19 protein-coding genes are annotated in these 16,765 nt (G+C 67.3%); 12 read left to right on the forward strand and 7 right to left on the reverse strand.

The window, feature by feature from the left end:
- Positions 1 to 46 precede the first annotated feature (46 nt).
- From BLR24_RS02735 to BLR24_RS02755, 5 genes are read left to right on the forward strand one after another with little or no spacing between them, the layout of a single operon-like run.
- The gene (locus BLR24_RS02735) at positions 47 to 472 is read left to right on the forward strand and encodes a thiol-disulfide oxidoreductase DCC family protein (protein WP_093012187.1); all 426 of its coding nucleotides are present in this window, start codon (positions 47 to 49) and stop codon (positions 470 to 472) included.
- A 13-nt stretch (positions 473 to 485) separates the two neighbouring features.
- Positions 486 to 1,448: an SAM-dependent methyltransferase gene (locus BLR24_RS02740; protein ID WP_093012190.1), complete on the forward strand. Its 963-nt coding sequence runs from the start codon at positions 486 to 488 to the stop codon at positions 1,446 to 1,448.
- Between the two features lie 44 nt (positions 1,449 to 1,492).
- Positions 1,493 to 2,539 carry an SRPBCC family protein gene (locus tag BLR24_RS02745; protein WP_093012193.1) on the forward strand — a complete coding sequence of 349 codons (1,047 nt, stop codon included), beginning with the start codon at positions 1,493 to 1,495 and terminating at the stop codon, positions 2,537 to 2,539.
- Positions 2,536 to 3,156, forward strand: coding sequence for a DUF4166 domain-containing protein (locus tag BLR24_RS02750; RefSeq protein WP_093012196.1), 621 nt, complete (start codon positions 2,536 to 2,538; stop codon positions 3,154 to 3,156). Before BLR24_RS02745 ends, BLR24_RS02750 begins: the two co-directional genes overlap by 4 nt.
- Before the next feature lie 7 nt (positions 3,157 to 3,163).
- Positions 3,164 to 3,511, forward strand: coding sequence for a DOPA 4,5-dioxygenase family protein (locus BLR24_RS02755; protein ID WP_093012199.1), 348 nt, complete (start codon positions 3,164 to 3,166; stop codon positions 3,509 to 3,511).
- A 27-nt stretch (positions 3,512 to 3,538) separates the two neighbouring features.
- On the opposite strand, the gene BLR24_RS02760 is transcribed toward BLR24_RS02755, so the two are convergent.
- Positions 3,539 to 4,195, reverse strand: a complete 657-nt coding sequence (locus BLR24_RS02760) for a glutathione S-transferase (protein ID WP_093012202.1) — start codon at positions 4,193 to 4,195, stop codon at positions 3,539 to 3,541.
- A 96-nt stretch (positions 4,196 to 4,291) separates the two neighbouring features.
- On the opposite strand from BLR24_RS02760, the gene BLR24_RS02765 reads away from it, so the two are divergent.
- On the forward strand, positions 4,292 to 5,509 hold the full coding sequence (locus BLR24_RS02765) for a polyhydroxyalkanoate depolymerase (protein ID WP_093012205.1): 1,218 nt from the start codon (positions 4,292 to 4,294) through the stop codon (positions 5,507 to 5,509).
- 24 nt (positions 5,510 to 5,533) lie between these two features.
- Here BLR24_RS02765 and BLR24_RS02770 read toward each other — a convergent pair whose 3' ends face one another.
- Positions 5,534 to 6,490 (reverse strand): LysR family transcriptional regulator, encoded by a 957-nt coding sequence (locus tag BLR24_RS02770; RefSeq protein WP_093012208.1) that lies wholly within the window; start codon positions 6,488 to 6,490, stop codon positions 5,534 to 5,536.
- Positions 6,491 to 6,574: 84 nt separating this feature from the next.
- Between BLR24_RS02770 and add the strand changes: the two genes are divergently transcribed.
- A complete protein-coding gene (add, locus tag BLR24_RS02775) occupies positions 6,575 to 7,666 on the forward strand; it encodes an adenosine deaminase (protein WP_175543146.1) in 1,092 nt (363 codons plus the stop codon).
- Between the two features lie 8 nt (positions 7,667 to 7,674).
- Positions 7,675 to 8,655 carry a Bug family tripartite tricarboxylate transporter substrate binding protein gene (locus BLR24_RS02780; protein WP_254787138.1) on the forward strand — a complete coding sequence of 327 codons (981 nt, stop codon included), beginning with the start codon at positions 7,675 to 7,677 and terminating at the stop codon, positions 8,653 to 8,655.
- A gap of 29 nt (positions 8,656 to 8,684) precedes the next feature.
- Here the strand turns inward: BLR24_RS02780 and BLR24_RS02785 are convergent, their stop codons facing one another.
- A complete protein-coding gene (locus tag BLR24_RS02785; protein WP_093012217.1) occupies positions 8,685 to 9,125 on the reverse strand; it encodes a CBS domain-containing protein in 441 nt (146 codons plus the stop codon).
- A gap of 142 nt (positions 9,126 to 9,267) precedes the next feature.
- Between BLR24_RS02785 and BLR24_RS02790 the strand changes: the two genes are divergently transcribed.
- Positions 9,268 to 10,578 (forward strand): O-acetylhomoserine aminocarboxypropyltransferase, encoded by a 1,311-nt coding sequence (locus BLR24_RS02790; protein ID WP_093012220.1) that lies wholly within the window; start codon positions 9,268 to 9,270, stop codon positions 10,576 to 10,578.
- A 357-nt stretch (positions 10,579 to 10,935) separates the two neighbouring features.
- Positions 10,936 to 11,748 (forward strand): alpha/beta fold hydrolase, encoded by an 813-nt coding sequence (locus tag BLR24_RS02795; protein ID WP_093012223.1) that lies wholly within the window; start codon positions 10,936 to 10,938, stop codon positions 11,746 to 11,748.
- 12 nt (positions 11,749 to 11,760) lie between these two features.
- On the opposite strand, the gene BLR24_RS02800 is transcribed toward BLR24_RS02795, so the two are convergent.
- Positions 11,761 to 12,753, reverse strand: a complete 993-nt coding sequence (locus tag BLR24_RS02800) for a Bug family tripartite tricarboxylate transporter substrate binding protein (protein ID WP_093012805.1) — start codon at positions 12,751 to 12,753, stop codon at positions 11,761 to 11,763.
- Between the two features lie 24 nt (positions 12,754 to 12,777).
- Complete coding sequence (locus BLR24_RS02805; RefSeq protein ID WP_093012226.1) at positions 12,778 to 14,196, reverse strand: M20 family metallopeptidase; 1,419 nt, start codon at positions 14,194 to 14,196, stop codon at positions 12,778 to 12,780.
- Positions 14,197 to 14,306: 110 nt separating this feature from the next.
- Between BLR24_RS02805 and BLR24_RS02810 the strand changes: the two genes are divergently transcribed.
- The gene (locus BLR24_RS02810; RefSeq protein WP_093012229.1) at positions 14,307 to 15,254 is read left to right on the forward strand and encodes a LysR family transcriptional regulator; all 948 of its coding nucleotides are present in this window, start codon (positions 14,307 to 14,309) and stop codon (positions 15,252 to 15,254) included.
- Positions 15,255 to 15,257: 3 nt separating this feature from the next.
- Here the strand turns inward: BLR24_RS02810 and BLR24_RS02815 are convergent, their stop codons facing one another.
- Positions 15,258 to 15,923 carry a Rossmann-fold NAD(P)-binding domain-containing protein gene (locus BLR24_RS02815; protein WP_093012230.1) on the reverse strand — a complete coding sequence of 222 codons (666 nt, stop codon included), beginning with the start codon at positions 15,921 to 15,923 and terminating at the stop codon, positions 15,258 to 15,260.
- Positions 15,924 to 15,938: 15 nt separating this feature from the next.
- A complete protein-coding gene (locus tag BLR24_RS02820; protein WP_093012234.1) occupies positions 15,939 to 16,322 on the reverse strand; it encodes a thioredoxin family protein in 384 nt (127 codons plus the stop codon).
- 101 nt (positions 16,323 to 16,423) lie between these two features.
- Here BLR24_RS02820 and BLR24_RS02825 point away from each other — a divergent pair, with 101 nt between their 5' ends.
- Complete coding sequence (locus BLR24_RS02825) at positions 16,424 to 16,762, forward strand: Mpo1-like protein (RefSeq protein ID WP_093012237.1); 339 nt, start codon at positions 16,424 to 16,426, stop codon at positions 16,760 to 16,762.
- Positions 16,763 to 16,765: the final 3 nt, after the last annotated feature.

Consider the following 16,765-nt stretch of genomic DNA (forward strand, 5'->3'; position numbering starts at 1 on the left):
TTTTTGCCTGATTATTTCTGTTTTGACAGAAACAACGAAAACCAACATGCAAATCACCGCCGCCTACCCGCTCACCGTGTACTTCGACGCCACATGCATCCTCTGCACGGCGGAAATGAGCGCAATGAAGGCGCGCGATTCAGCGGCCCGGCTGGAACTCGTCGACTGCTCGCCCGCCGGGTTCGATGCCGGACCGGCGCCGCGCGAGGCGTTGATGACGGCCATCCACGTGGTGGACGCGGCGGGTCAGGTGTTCGTCGGCGTTCCAGCCATCCGCGCCTGCCGCGACGCCGTCGGCTTGCCAAGCGGCAGCTTCCTGCTCGATCTGCCATGGGTCGCGCCGCTCGCCGACCGCGCCTATGGCGTGCTCGCGCGCAACCGCTACCGGCTGCCGCGCTGGCTGGTGGCCCTGCTTGCCGGCAAGGCGGCGCGGTCGTCCCGCACCTGCGCCGGCGGCAACTGCCGGATCTGAAAAAGGAACTCTCATGCCGAATGTCTTCCAGCCCGATTTCCGCGTGCATCGAACGGACGGTGCGTCCGAAGCGCCCTCGCCCGAAGCCGCACTGCCCATCACCAAGGCCGACACGCAGGACTATTTCACCGAGGTGGCGGACGACTACCGCGCATGGAGCCCCAGCTACAACATGCACTTCGGCTTCTGGCGGCTTGGACTGAACCCGCTGCGGCGCGAGGGCATGCTGGTGGAAATGAACCGTGCGGTCGGCCGCGCGCTGAAGCTCGACGAACCCCTGGCCACGCAGGAGGCGCAGCGACGCCGGTGCGTGATCGACCTGGGCTGCGGCGCCGGCGCCACCGCGCGCACGCTGGTGAGCGACGATCCTTCGCTCTACGCCGTCACCGTCACCAATGTGCCGGTGCAGAACAGCATTGCCGTGCGGCTCGACGCTGATGCCGGCGTGGCCGACCGCATGGCGCACATCGAAGCCGACTACACGCGCACCGGCCTGCCCACCGCAAAGGCCGATGGCGCCTGGGCCGTGGAAAGCGCCTGCTACGCCAGCGGCACGTCCAAGGCCGATTTCGTGCGCGAGGCGGCCCGCCTGCTGAAGCCGGGTGCGCGGCTTGCGGTGGTCGACGGGTTTCTGTTGCGGCACCGGCCGGGCCGACTTGCCGGCTGGCTGCACCGCCTGTGGGCCGACAGCTGGGCCGTGCCCACGCTGGCCGTGCGCGGCGATTTCGTCGAGGCGCTGCGCCACCACGGATTCGAAGACATCGAGGTGCAGTCGCTGCGCTGGCGCGTGGCGCCCAGCGCGCTGCACATTCCGGCGCTTGCCACGCGCTTTGCGTTGGCCGAACTCTGGAAGGCGCGGGGCAGGCTGAGCCCCTGGCGCCGCAAGCACATCGTGGCCAGTTATTGCGCGCTGGTGCTGGGCCTTTTCTGGCGCGACTTCGACTACTGCATGGTGACCGCGAAGCGCAGCGGCTGAACGCCTGTCGGATCCAGAACAACACACGAGGAGAAGAAACTTTCATGAGCACCGAACCCGCCGAAACCAGTCTCCGGGAACTGGCACCCATCGAGGCCGACGCCGCGCCGATGCGCGACATGCCTGTACGCCGCATGCCCTTCGCATGGTTCTGGCCGCTGATCGTCGGCGCCGCGGCAGCGCTGGTGCTTCGCATCGCCTTCACCGGCCTACCGGGCCAGCGCTTCTCGGCCATGCTGGGCTCCTTCATCTATCTTGCGCCCGCGGTGTGCGGCGCCGTCACGGTCTACATGGCCGAGCACATCGAGCGGCGCAGCTGGGGCTACTACATCTGGGCGCCGTGGGTCTCGACCGCGTTGTTCGTCGTTGGCACGCTGCTGGTGTTCATCGAGGGGATGGTCTGCGCCGTCGTCATCGTGCCCTTGTTCGGCGTGATGGGCAGCCTCGGCGGCCTCGCGATGGGCATCGTCTGCCGCATCACCAATTGGCCGAAGCCCGCGCTCTACGGCTTCGCGGTGCTGCCGCTGGCGCTGGGCGCCGTCGAGCCGCACTGGCCCAACCCGGAACAGATCTCGAGCACCTCGCGCACGCTCTTCATCGCCGCGCCTGCCGAGCGCGTATGGCATGAACTCAACGAAGTGCGTGACATCCGGCCGAGCGAAGTCGGCGATGCCTGGGCCTACCGCATCGGGGTGCCGATGCCGGTGGGCGCCGTGACCGAAGACACCGCCGAAGGCCGCGTGCGCAAGGTGCAGTGGCAGAAGGACGTGCACTTCGAGGAGGTCATCACCGAGTGGCAGCCGCTTCAACGCGTGAGCTGGCGCTATCGCTTTTCGCCGGACTCCTTTCCCGCCGGCGCGCTGGACGACCACGTAGTCATCGGCGGCCACTATTTCGACCTGCGCGATTCGGCCTACACGCTCACGCCGCGCGAGGGCGGCACGGAGCTTCGCATCGACGTGTCCTGGCGCGTGAGCACGCGCTTCAACTGGTATGCCGACCGCGTGGCGCAGTTTCTGCTGGGCGACTTCTCCGAGCACATCCTGCGCTTCTACAAGGCGCGCAGCGAAACCGTCGCGGCGGCCGCATGAAGGACATACGCCCCGTCTTCCAGCAGGCGCTCGGCACCGGCTGGGAGCAGTTGGGCGACGTGATTCGGCGACACTACACGATGGCCCCGTTCTCCAATGCCCACGTGTGCGTGCGCGGCACGATGGACGAAGTGCACCATGCGCCCTGGGCGCGCGTGCTGATGCCCTTCGGCCGCCTGTTCGGTGCGCTCGTTCCCTACAGGGGCACCCGCGTGCCCATCGAAGTGCACTACCGCTGCCGGCCCGGCGACGCGCTCCTGTACTGGGACCGCGTCTTCAGCTTCGAGGGCCGCGCGCCGTTCCACTTTCGCTCGCACATGGCGCACGCGCCCGCGGGCGGCGGCGAGGTGATCGAGTACGTGCGCTTCGGCCTCGGCATGCGCCTGGCCGTGAGCGCCGAAGAAGGCGCGCTGGTGTTTCGCGACCTGGGCTATGTCTGGCGCCTTGGCCGGCTGCACCTGCCGCTGCCGCTCGGCCTGTTGATGGGAACCGCCTACGTCGAGGAGCGTCCCGACCCGGACGATGCCGACCGCTTCACGATGAAGATGGTGCTGCGCCACCGCTGGTTCGGCGACGTGTTTCGCTACAGCGGGCGCTTCCGGTTGGGTTCACAATGACCGCATCATGCCGCGCCGCCCCGAGAACCTCTATCCGCAATACCACGCCCACGTCTACTTCGACCCCGCCACGGTGGCGCAGGCCAGGCAGCTGTGCGAGCAGGCGGGCCGGGAGCTGATGGTGGTGGTCGGCCGGGTGCACGAGCGGCTGGTCGGCCCGCACACGCACTGGAGCTGCCAGCTGGCCTTCGACGCCGCCGAGTTCGACCAGGTCATCGAATGGCTCGAGGCCCATCGCGGCGGCCTCGACATCTTCGTGCACGGCGTCACGGGCGACGACTTTGCCGACCACACGGCGCATGCCATGTGGCTCGGCGAGGAAAGCCCGCTCGACCTGCGGATGTTCCGGCACTAGCCGGCACAGCCGGCACTCCGCGGCGGGTCAGAACTCCGCATCCAGCTCGTCGATTTCCTCGGGCTCTTCCTTCGCGGCGGCCACCCACTCCTTCATGGCGGGCAAGTCCATCACGCGCTTGCAGTACGCGGCGCAGGCGCTGTCCAGCGGCACGTCGTAGCTCAGGAAGCGCGTGACCACCGGCGCATACATGGCATCGGCCATGCCCGGCTGCTTGCCGAAGAGAAAGGGCCCGCCGTAGGTCTTCAGGCATTCGCGCCATATGGCGACGATGCGGTCGATGTCGGCCTGCGCGCGCGACCAGATCTTGAAGCCGCGGAACCGGGCCTTGATGTTCATCGGCAATGCGCCGCGCATCGAAGCGAAGCCCGAATGCATTTCGCCGCAGATGGCGCGGCAGTGCGCACGGGCCTGGATGTCGGCCGGCAGCAGCGCGCCCTTGGGTTTGATCTCGTTCAGGTACTCGCCGATGGCCAGCGTGTCCCACACCTTGACGTTGCCGTGCTGCAGCGAGGGCACCAGCATTGACGAGGAGAGCAGCAGCATCTCGGCCTTCATGGCCGGGTCGTCGGGCGGGATGATCTTCTCGCTGAAGTCGAGCCCGGCCAGCCTGCACATCAGCCAGCCCCGCAACGCCCAGGCGCCGTAGTTCTTGCTGCTGATCGTGAGAACGGGTTTGGCCATCGTGGATCTCCTTGACGGTGCTTACTGCCGGTTGGCTCCCATGGCCGTGCAAGGCCTGTGCCACCGCTTGGCCCACAACTTGCCTGTACTACTTTCATGTTGTACCGGGCCTACCAGAACCAAGCCGACCTGCTCTCGCCCTCCCGGCTCGCAGCCCAGTACCTCGGCCAGGCGCTCTGGAAGGACGGCACCGACCGCACCATGATGAGGCGCATGGCCGCGCAGTTCGACGTGCTTTCGCGCATGCGGCTGACCCATTCGCGCCCCGACTACGCCATTGCCAGCGTGCCGGTCGACGGCGTGGAAACCGCTGTGCACGAAGAGATAACGCTGATTTCGCCCTTCGGCACGCTGCTGCATTTCCGCAAGGAGACGCAGGCCTTGCATCCGCCCGTGCTGCTGGTCGCACCACTGTCGGGCCATTTCGCAACCCTGCTGCGCGAAACCGTGCGCACCCTGCTGCGCGACCACGACGTGTACCTGACCGATTGGCACAACGCGCGCGACGTGCCGCTGTGGCATGGCGGTTTCAGCCTTGACGACTACACGCTGCAGGTCATCCAGTTCCTCGAAGCCATCGGCCCGGGCGTGCACATGGTCGCGGTCTGCCAGCCCTGCGTGGCCGCGCTGGCCGCCACGGCGCTGATGGCTGAAGACGACAACCCCGCCACGCCGCGCAGCCTCACGCTCATGGCCGGCCCGGTCGATTGCCGCGTCAACCCCACGGGCGTGAACGAGCTCGCGAACAGCAAGCCCATCGAGTGGTTTCGCCGCAACCTCATCAGCCATGTGCCGTGGCCCCATGCCGGCATGATGCGGCGCGTGTACCCCGGCTTCCTGCAGCTCTCGGCGTTCCTGAGCATGAACCCCGAGCGCCACAAGAAGCAGTTCCAGGACATGGTCCATCACCTGGTCGAGGGCGATGTCGAGAAGGCCCGAACCATCGGCGCCTTCTACGACGAATACCTGGCGGTGAACGACCTGCCGGCCGAGTTCTACCTAGAGACCGTGGAGCGCGTGTTCCAGACCTACGACCTGCCGCGCGGCGTGCTCACCGTGGGGAAACGCACGGTGAACCCCGCGGCCATCCGCCGCACCGCGCTGCTCACGGTGGAAGGCGAGCGCGACGACATCTGCTCGGTCGGCCAGACTGTGGCGGCGCAAGACCTCTGCACCGGCATCCGGCCGTACCTCAAGGCTCATCACCTGCAAGCCGGCGTGGGGCACTACGGCGTTTTCAGCGGCAGCAAGTGGAACGCGCAGATCTATCCGCGCGTGCGCGAAACCATCCACGCCGCGGCCGAGTTGTACTGAACCGGCTGTCCGGCCTCAGCGCCCTCAACGCCGGCTGCGCTTTCCCTTGGCCGCCACACGCCGCACCGCGGCCTCGCCGGACTGTGGGAGCCGTTCGCGCAAGAAAGCAATGAGCTCCTGCGCCACCACGTTGCGCATCGACCCCGGCAGATAGGCCAGTACCACGCGCCGCTCGACGCGCGGCTTCAGCAGCGGCAGCACCACCAGCTCGGGGTCGCGCAACGACGAGGTGTAGAGCCGCGGCATCAGTCCCAGCGCCTGGCCGCTGCGCACCAGCGCATAGAGCGTTTCGGAATAGCTCACGCGATAGGGCTCGGCCCCCTGTTCGAACTGCGCGCGCGCCGGGTTGCCGAGTGCCGGCATGCTGCCGCTCTCGAACAGCACCAGCTGCTCCTTGCCGATGGCCTCCCAGCTCGCGTCTCCGGCCGCGGCCAGCGCATGGCCTTGGCGCACCACCAGCACCAGCGGATCGCGGAACAGGTCGATGCAGGCCAGGCCGCCCGGCGGCTCGGTGATGGCAGCCACCGCCATGTCGAGCTGGCCGCTGCGCAGTTCGGCCAGCAAGATGGTAGAGGGCGCGTCGCGCCAGGCGATCTCGACCTCGCGATTGCCTGCCTCCAGAAACTCGCTGACCGCGGACGTCACGCGCGCGCTGGCCGACGGGATCACGCCCACGCGCACGAAGGCCCGCCCGCGCTGCACCGTGCTCTCTATGTCGCGCAGCGCCACCTCGAAGGTGTTGACCAGGAAATCGGTGCGCGCGAGCACTTCGGCGCCCACCGGCGTGAGCTGCAGGCGATGGGTGGAACGGGTCAGCAGCTCGGCGCCGAGCAGCTTTTCCATCTGCTTGATGGCATTGCTCAGGGCGGGCTGGGTGATGGCGAGGCGCTTTGCCGCCCGGCCGAAGTGCCCTTCTTCCACCAGCACCGAGAAGAACTGCAGCTGGCGCAGCGTGAGCGCCCGAAGCGGCAAGGAAGCCATAGCGATCTCGTTATCGATTCAGTGAATCAAATTATAGGAATTCAAAATTTTGCTTATGAGCCGCCAATCCCTAGACTGGACGGCATGACTCACCCCGTGCTGCCGCCGCTTTCGCTGGAATCCATGCTGCATACGATTCCCAAGGTGGAGCTGCACTGCCACCTTTTCGGCACGGTGCGCCACGAAACCTTCAAGCAACTCAACCATCGCGCCGGCTCGCCGCTTGCGTCGGACGAGATCGAAGGCTTCTATACGCGCGGGGAAAAACCCGTCGGCGTGCTGCGCGTGCTGCGCGCGCTCGACGCGCAACTGGTGCGCAGCCCCGGTGACCTGTACCAGCTGACCCGCGAATACCTGGAAGACGCGGCGACCCACAGCGTGCGCTACGCCGAGTTCTTCTGGAACCCGACCGGCACCGTGCACGGCTCCGGCATTTCCTACCCGATGGCACAAAGCGCGATCGTCCGCGCGATCCATGACGCGCAGCAGGAGTTCGGCATCACCGGCCGGCTCATTGCCGCCATCGACCGCGAGGCGAGTCCCGAGGCCGCCGTGGAGATGGTGGAGTGGGTCAAGGCCCATCGCTGCGACGAGGTGATCGGCATCGGCATCGACTATCGCGAGGTCGACCGGCCGCCCGAACTGTTCGCAGAGGCCTACGCCGAGGCGCGGCGCGCAGGGCTCAAGGCCACCGCGCACGCGGGCGAGTTCGGCATGCCGTGGACCAACGTGCGCACCGCCCTCGACGTGCTGCACGTGGACCGCATCGACCACGGCTACACCGTGGTCGACCAGCCCGACTTCGCGCGCCAGTGCGCCGAGCGCGGCGTGATCTTTACCGTGGTGCCCACCAACTCGTACTACCTGCGCACGCTGCCGCCCGAGCGCTGGGCGCTCGACCACCCGATTCGCCGCATGCCCGGCCTGGGCCTGCGCATCCACCCCAACACCGACGACCCGACGCTGCACAAAGTCACGCCCACGGAGGCCTGGCTGATGATGGCGCGCGACTTCGGCTTCGGGCTGGACGACCTGCGCGGCTTCATGCACAACGGGCTCGACGGCGCGTGGATCGACGACACGCAGCGCCGCGCGTGGCGCACGCAGTGGAGCCGCGAGTTCGACACGCTGCGAGCGCGCCTTGCACCAGAGCCGCATCCGACTCAACAGGAATGACCCACGCCATGAACCACTCCCGCCGCCTTCTTCTTGCCGCCACCCTCTGTTCGGCACTGCCTGCCGCGGCGCTCGCGCAGGGCGCATGGCCCGGCGCCAAGCCGATCACGCTGATCGTTCCCTACACCGCGGGCGGCAGCGTGGACGTCAACGCCCGCCTCGCCGCCACGCGGCTGGGCGAACGGCTGAAGCAGTCGGTGGTCATCGAGAACGTGAGCGGCGCGGGCGGCGCCATCGGCGTGGCCAAAGCCGTGAACGCGGCACCGGACGGCTACACGCTGGTGGTCGGGCCCGACAGCGCCATCGCCATCGGGCGGCTGGTCAACCCCTCGGCCTTCAAGTTCGATCCGCTCAAGGACCTGGCCCCCGTCGGCATGCTCAACACCGCGCCGATGGTGCTGGTGGCGCGCCCCGGCCTCGAGGCCCAGACCTATGCCGACTTCGTGAAACTCGCCAAGGCCAAGCCCGGCGCCTACAACTACGCCACTTCGGGCGTGGGCACGGTGCTGCAACTGGCCATGGAGCTTCTCAAGCAGCGCAGCGGCATCTTCGTGACCCACGTGCCCTACCGCGGCGGCGCCCAGATTGCCACCGACGTGATCGGCAACCAGGTCGATCTGGCCATGCTGGTCAGCACCAGCGCCATTCCGCACGTGAACGGCAACCGCCTGAAAGCGCTGGGCATCACCGGCAGCCAGCGCCTCGCCGCGCTGCCCAACGTGCCCACCTTCAACGAGATGCCCGGCCTCAAGGGCTACGACATGGTGAGCTGGACCGGCATCTTCGCCCCCGCCAGGACCCCGCCCGCCATCGTGGCTCGCCTCAACCAGGAACTCAACGCCGTGCTCGCCGAGGAACAGGTGCGCAGCAAGCTCAACGAACAAGGCGCCCTGCCCGGCAGCGGCACGCCCGAGCAATTCGGCCAGTTCGTCCAGGCCGAATACGCGCGGAATCAGAAGATCGTGCAGTCGGCCAATATCAAGGAATAAGCCAGGCAGCTAGCGCAGGGGGCGGCTAGTTACTGTTCTTCGGGCCAGTCGCGGATGTAGGCCTTGAGCATCTTGTTCTCGAAATTCTGGCTATCGACCACCGCCTTGGCCACGTCGTAGAAGCTGATCACGCCCATCAGCATGCGCTTGTCCATCACGGGCATGTAGCGCGCGTGGCGCTCCAGCATGATGCGGCGGATCTCGTCGAGGTCGGTTTCGAGCGTGCAAGTCACGGGCGCGTCGTCCATGGCCTTGCGCACCTGCATGCTGCCTACCTGGCCGCCGTTGCCGACAATGGCCAGGATCACTTCCCTGAAGGTGAGCATGCCGACCAGGTCGCCGTGTTCCATGACCACCAGGGAGCCAATGTCCTTTTCCGCCATGGTGTTGACGGCTTCGGCCAGCAGGTCGTCAGGCGTGATGGTGAAGAGCGTGTTGCCCTTGACGCGAAGGATGTCGCTGACTTTCATCGTGTGCTCCTCTCGGAAATCGTTCTCGGCGGCGTGCCGATTTGAATATAGCCCACAATCGGCGCCGACTCTCACGCCCATGATGCGCGCGCATGATTAGCAGACGTAACGGGGCATTGCGAACGAACCCAGAAAGGTCCTCATGCCCGGCTATTCCGATCCCGGATTCGACACCCTGGCGCTGCACGCCGGCGCCGCACCCGACCCCGCCACCGGTGCGCGGGCGGTGCCGATCCACCTCACCACATCCTTCGTCTTCGAGTCGAGCGACCACGCGGCGGCGCTCTTCAATCTTGAGCGCGCGGGCCATGTCTACTCGCGCATCAGCAATCCGACCAACGCGGTGCTCGAACAGCGCGTTTCGGCGCTGGAAGGCGGCATCGGCGCCATCGCCACCGCCAGCGGCCAGGCCGCGCTGCACCTGTCGATCGCCACACTCATGGGCGCCGGCTCCCACATCGTGGCGAGCACCGCGCTCTACGGCGGCTCGCAGAACCTGCTGCACTACACGATGCGGCGCTTCGGCATCGACACCACGTTCGTCAAGCCGGGCGACCTCGATGGCTGGAAGGCCGCGATCCGCCCCGAAACCAAGCTGCTGTTCGGCGAAACCGTGGGTAACCCCGGGCTCGACGTGCTGGACATTCCGGCGGTGAGCGACATTGCGCACGCGGCGGGCGTGCCGCTGCTGGTCGATTCCACCCTCACGTCGCCCTATCTCATCAAGCCGTTCGATCACGGCGCCGACCTGGTCTACCACTCGGCGACCAAGTTCCTTTCGGGCCACGGCACGGTGATCGGCGGCGTGGTGGTCGACGGCGGCAGCTTCGACTGGGAAAGATCAGGGAAATTCGCCGAGCTCACGCAGGCCTACGACGGCTTCCACAACATGGTCTTCAGCGAGGAAAGCACGGTGGGCGCGTTCTTGCTGCGCGCCCGGCGCGAAGGCCTGCGCGACTTCGGCGCCTCGATGAGCCCGCACACGGCGTGGCTGATATTGCAGGGCATCGAGACGCTGCCGCTGCGTATGGAACGGCACATCGACAACACGCAGAAGGTGGTCGAATTCCTTGTGAGCCACCCGTTCGTGTCGCGCGTGGGCCACCCGCTGATCGAATCGCATCCGAGCCATGCACTGGCGCAGAAGTTGTTGCGCCACGGCGCGCGCGGCGCCGGCGCGGTGTTCAGCTTCGACATCAAGGGCAGCCGCGCGCAGGGCAAGGCTTTCATTGAGGCGCTGAAGCTCTTCAGCCACCTGGCCAATGTGGGTGATTGCCGCAGCCTGGTGATTCATCCGGCCAGCACCACGCACTTCCGCATGACCGACGAGGCGCTGGCGGGTGCGGGCATCTCGCAGGGGACGATTCGTCTTTCCATCGGGTTGGAAGACCCGGCGGATCTGATCGACGACCTGAAGCGTGCGCTGAAGGCTGCGGAAAAGGCGGGGGCGTAGGAATGAAATCCTGCTTTTCTGTTCGTCGTGTTTTGGGTCATTCATGGCGCGCTCCCGCCGACGGGGTACCTTTCTCCGCGAATGTCCCCCGGCCTGCGGCCTCCTCCTTTATTTCGCTGCGCAAGGCACCCCGCCAGCGGGATCGTTGGGCAGTGCGGTGGTTGATCGAGCGGAACAACGACAGCGCCCAGTGGGCACAGGGCGCCGGGTGCTCCCCGCAGCGAAATAAAGGAGGAGCCGAAGGCGGGGGACATTCGCGGAGGGGAGTACCCGGTGGCGTGTGCACGCGCCCTGAACCACGCCCTGAACAAGAGCACTCGAACATAAGCAAGCCAAACACAAGGCGGAGCAACTGACATGAACTACACCGTCAACAGCCACGCCACCTACTGCTACACCGGCGGCAAGAGCTTCGATGCAACCAAGCCGACCGTGGTGTTCATCCATGGCGTGCTCAACGACCACAGCGTGTGGATCCTTCAGAGCCGCTGGTTCGCCAATCATGGCTGGAACGTGCTCGCGCTCGACCTGCCCGGCCACTGCAAGAGCGAAGGTCCACCACCCGCCAGCGTGGAAGACGCCGCGCAGTTCGTCATCGCGCTGCTCGACGCGGCCGGCGTGCAGAAGGCTGCGCTCGTGGGCCACAGCTTCGGTTCGCTGATTGCGCTCGAAGCCGCCTCGCGCGCGCCCGAGCGGGTGACCCATCTGGCGTTGGTGGGCACGGCCTATCCGATGACCGTGTCGCCCGCGTTGCTCGATGGTGCGCTCAACGACCCGCAACGCGCCATCGCGATGGTCAACACCTTCTCGCATTCGCTGCTTGCGCCGCCGCCTTCAGCGCTCGGCCCCGGCACATGGCTCTACGGCAGCTCGCGCGCGCTGATGCGCCGCGTGCTCGCGAGCAACCGCGACGCCAACGTGTTCCACATCGGCTTCAAGGCCTGCAACGACTACGCGAATGGCGAAAAAGCCATCGAGGCCGTGCAGTGCCCCGTGCTTTTCCTGCTTGGCGATGCCGACCAGATGACGCCGCCGCGCGCCACCAAGGCGCTCGCCGGCAAGGCGAAGAAGGCCAAGGTGGTGACCGTGCATGCGGGCCACTCGCTGATGAACGAGGCGCCCGACGAAGTGCTGTTCGCGCTGCGCGACTTCGTCGGAACCCCTGCCTGAGCCAATCACTGACTATTCCGCCGCGATGCCGGCGCGATGCGCCAGCGCGCGGTAGCGCGAAATCTCGCCTTCCATCTGGCTGCGGAACGCCGCTGCACCGATGACGACGGGCTCCATGCCCTGCGCGCGCAGCTGCGCCTGCAAGGCCGGGCTGCCCATCGTGGCCGTGACCGCACGCGCCAGCTTCTCGATCACCGGGGCTGGCGTGCGCGCCGGCGCGGCAAAACCGTACCAGGCGTCGAAAGTGGCGTCGGGCAGACCCTGCTCGGCCAGGGTGCGCACCTCGGGCAGCATGCTGGAACGCGTCGCGCCCACGATGCCCAGCGCGCGCAGCTTGCCTGAGCGCACGTGCGGTGCCACAGCGGCCACGGTGTCGAGACCGATCTCGATCTCTCCGCCGATCACCGCCATCGAGCCCTGGCTGCTGCCCTTGTACGGAATGTCCTGCAGCTGGATGCCCGCGGCCAGCGCAAACAGTTCGCCAGCCAGGTGCGGCCCCGAGCCGGCGCCGAAGGTGGCGTAGCGGATGTTCTTCGGCTTGGCCTTGGCTGCGGCGATGAGTTCGGGCAGCGAGCGCCACGGCGTGCCGGCGCCGACCACCAGCACCAGCGGCGTGCGCGCGACGATGGCAATGGGCGCCAGGTCGCGCACCGGGTCGTAGGGCAGCTTGGCGCGCAGCGCGGGGTTCACGCTGTAGCTGGTGGAGCCCGAGAGCAGCAACGTGTAGCCGTCGGGCGCGGCCTTGGCGACCGCGTCGGTGCCGATGATGGTGGCGGCACCGGGCTTGTTGTCGATGACCACAGGTTGGCCGAGCTTCTCCGACAGGCCCTGCCCCATGGCACGCGCGACGATGTCGGTGCCGCCGCCGGGCGGAAAGGGCACGACCAGCTTCACGGGCCTGTCAGGCCAGTTGGTTTGCGCGAGCGCGGTCGCATGAAAGGCGACGAGTGCCGAAGCGCAAGCCAGCAGGCCGCCGAGGCGATGGAAGAGAGCAGCAGTTTTCATGGATTCGTCCAGCAAGAGAAGAGATCAGGCGACGGCGTTCTGCGTTTTTCCAGCGGTCCAGGGAGCCTGACCCGCCTCCCCCAGGTCCCAATAGAGGCCCGCCATGATCTGCAGGCCCTCGCGCGCCAGCGGCGCCAGCAGGTGTTCGTTCGGCGCGTGCTGCGCACAGGCCGGATAGGAATGCGGCACCCACAGCGTGGGCAGGCCCAGCAGGTCGGCGAAGACATCGTTGGGCAGCGAGCCCGCGAGGTTGGGCAGCAGATCGACGCGCTGGCCGCTGCTTTGCTCGATGGAGCGCCGGGCCCAGTCGACCCACGGGTTCTCCACGTCGAGCCGCGTCGCCGCGCCTTCGAGCGTGACTTGCACTTCCACCTGGCTGAAGCCGTGCGCATCGAGATGCGCGCGCACGATCTTCGCCAAATCGCGCCACGGCGTTCCGACCACGAAGCGCAGCTGGCAATGCGCCACCGCCTCGCACGGAATCGCATTCACCGGCCTCTGCGGCGAGCCGGCGCCGAGCGCGAGCACCTCGATGGTGTTCCACGCCACCAGCCGCTCGGCCGGGCGGAGGCCCGGCTCGCCCCAGCCTTCGTCGAGCGCGGGATCGTCGGCACCGCCGCCGATGGCGATGTCGGCCAGCGCCTCGCGCACGCCCTGCGGAATTTCAGGCGGACGCAAGGCCTCGACCAGGATGCGCCCGCGCGCATCCACCAGCGATGCCACGGCATGGCTCAGCACCGTGGCCGGATTGGCGAGCACGCCGCCCCAATTGCCCGAGTGGTAGCCCCGCGCCCGGGCACGCAGTCTCAAGCTGAAGTTGACGGCGCCGCGCGAGCCGAGGAACAGCGTGGGCCGCGCGGCGCTCACGCGCGGTCCGTCGCTGGCGATGAACAGGTCGGCGCGCAGCCTGTCGCGCTGCTGCTCGCACACTGCATGAAGGCCCGGCGACGCGGCTTCTTCGCCGGTCTCGATGAGCCAGGTGATGTTGTAGCCAAGGCGCCCGCCGCGCGCGCGCAACGTGGCCGCCAGCCCGCCGAGCGCAATGGTGTGCTGGCCCTTGTTGTCGGCCGTGCCGCGCCCGTACCAGCGGTCGCCGCGCACGGTGAGCGCCCAGGGGCCGAGTCCTTCGTCCCACTGCGCATCCTGCCCGCTCACCACGTCGCCGTGGCCATAGCTCAAAACGGTGGGCAGCGCAGGGTCTTCGACGCGGCGCGCAATCAGGAAGGGTCCACCGCCGGCCACGGGGTTTTCGACGATTTCGCATGCGAAACCCAGCGCGCCCAGCGGCGGCACCAGTTCGTCGCGCAGGTAGGCGCCGAGCGCTGGCGTGGCGGCGCCGGTGTCGCTCTCGGTGCGAAAAGCGACCCGCCGCTTCAGGTCGTCAAAGAAGCCGCCGTCGTCGAAATAGGCGGCGGCAGCAGCAAGGCTTTCGGTACGTTGCATGAAGGGATTTCCTGTTTCCGTCGGGTGCAGCAAGTAAAAGGCCTGGCGGGCAATGCTTCCAGCATCGTTTTTGCAAGCTACCATTGCCTTCAAGGCAAGGCTCGACCTCCATGACACCACCGCTTCTCAGCATTCCGATGCGCCATTTCCTGGAGGTGGCACGCAGCGGGTCGGTCAGCCAGGCCGCGGCGCGGCTGTTCGTGGCTTCGTCGGCGGTCAGCCGCCAGATCGCCAAGCTCGAAGACAGCCTGGGTACGCCCCTGTTCGAGCGCCACGCCAGGGGCATGGCGCTCACCGCGGCCGGCGAGCGGCTCGCGGCGCATTTGCGCAATGCCCAGCTCGACATCGAGCAGGTCATCGAGCAGGTGCGCGACCTCGGCGGCCGCAGCGCGCACCGCATCCGCATGGCGTGCACCGAGGGGTTTGCCGCGCACTTCATGCCGCAGGTGATGCGCAGCTTCGAGTCGGCGCATCCGGGCACGCAGCTCGAACTCCACGTGGGCTCACCCGATGGCGTGAGCGCGCTGCTCGCACGGGGCGAAGCAGACATCGCACTGAAATACGTGGTGGCGCCCGAGTCCGGGTTGAAGATCGAGCACTCCGCCAATGCGCCGGTGTTCGCTGTGCTGCGCCCCGACCATCCGCTGGCACGGCAGCGCGTGGTGTCGGTGGCGGACGCGGTGCGCTATCCGCTGGCCGTGGGCGACAAGGGCGTGACGGCGCGGCAGTTGTTCGACCAGGCGTGCAGCCTGCAGGGGCTGCAGTACCGCGCAATCTTCGTCAGCAACTTTTCATCGGTGCTGCTGCCGCTCTTGCGCACCCCGGACGTGATGCTTTCGGGCCATCTCACGGTCACGCACCTCATCGATGCGGGCACGGTGGTGGCACGCCCGTTTGCCGAGGCGCCTCTGCAGCAGCGGCAACTGCAGGTGCTGGCGCTCGAAGGCCGCACGCTCACGCCGCTGGCGCAAGAGTTCGTACAACACCTGGTACATGCCATTGCCAGCGCCGGGCGGCGCAAGCTGGGTCGCGCGCGTTCCAGCGGCCCGGCCGCGTGAGCTTCAGCGGCCCAGGGCGTTGATGTCCGCCGGGTCGAGCAGCACCTTTGGCGCGCCATGCCGCGCCACGGCCAGCATCGCCCGGCCCACCTTCTCGGTTGTCGTCACCTTGTCGGGCCACAGCCGGTATGCCAACCCGAGGACCGGCTTGAGCACCATGATCGCGGCCTGGTATAGCGGTGTCTTCGAACGCACGCCGTGCAGCGGCTGGATCATGCCGGGACGAAACATGTAGGCGGCCTTGAACGGCAGCTTCAGCAAGGCGTTTTCGGTGGCGCCCTTCACGCGTGCCCACATGCTGCCGCCGCGCTCGCTGCTGTCGGTGCCTGCGCCCGTCACGTAGGTGAATGTCATGCCCGGGTTGAGCCTCGCGAGCACCGTGGCCGCGGCCATCGTGAGGTCGTAGGTGATGCGTTTGTAGTCGGCCTCTTTCATGCCGACCGACGACACGCCGAGGCAGAAGAAGCAGGCATCGAAGCCCCGCAGCTGCGGCTCGAACCCGCTGTAGTCGACCATGTTCGGGATGACGACGTCCTGCAGTTTCGGGTGCTGCTGCCCCGTGGGGCGGCGGCCCACCGCGACCACGTGGGCCACGTCCGCCGCAAGCAGGCATTCGCGCAGCACGCCCTGCCCCACCATGCCGGTGGCGCCAAAGATCAGGATGTTCATGGCAGGGAGCGCGGTTCAGACCGCGAAGTCGGCGGGACGCTTTTCGAGCACCGCCAGCAGCAGGTCGACATCGAGGCTGGAAGGCTGCGGCGCCTGCAGCGCGCCGAGCATGCGCGAGAGCGTCTCGGCATGCGGCAGCAGCGGGCCCAGAAAGCGCGTGCCCTCGGCACCGGCGATCAGCAATGTCGGAAAGGTCTCGACGTCGAAGGAATCGGCAATGTCCGCGTGGTCTTCAATGTCGACCCAGGCAAAGCGAAACTGCGGATGCGCCCGCGCCACCTGTTCGAGCAGCGGCCGGTAGTCGCGGCAGGTGCCGCACCATTCGGCACACAGGCACACGACCCACGGCGCATCGCGGGCCGGCTCGGCGGAATCGGGGGCGGCGGGAAGAGCGCTCAAAGCTGATGCGGTGAAGGTGTGAATACGGAGCCGGGATGGCCCGGCGGGAAGGTCGTGGCTATTATGGACAAAGCGCTCCCGGCGCTCAGGAGGCTCGCACGATGAACACCACGACTGCCCCGGAATCTGCCGTCGATCCGCGTCGTTTCAAGAGCTTTGCGGAGTTCTATCCGTTCTACCTGACCGAGCACGCCAACCGCACCTGCCGGCGCCTGCACTTCATTGGCTCGACGATTTCGCTGCTGTGCCTGGTGGCGCTGATCGTCACGCTCAACCCGCTCTGGCTCCTGGCCGGTCTGGTTGCGGGCTACGGTTTTGCCTGGGTCGGACACTTCGGCTTCGAGAAGAACAGGCCCGCATCGTTCAAGCGCCCGCTCTACAGCTTCATGGGCGACTGGGCGATGTACCGCGACATCTGGCTCGGCAAGGTCAAGATCTGAGTA

The organism is Variovorax sp. OV700, assembly GCF_900099805.1.
Lineage (GTDB): Bacteria > Pseudomonadota > Gammaproteobacteria > Burkholderiales > Burkholderiaceae_C > Variovorax.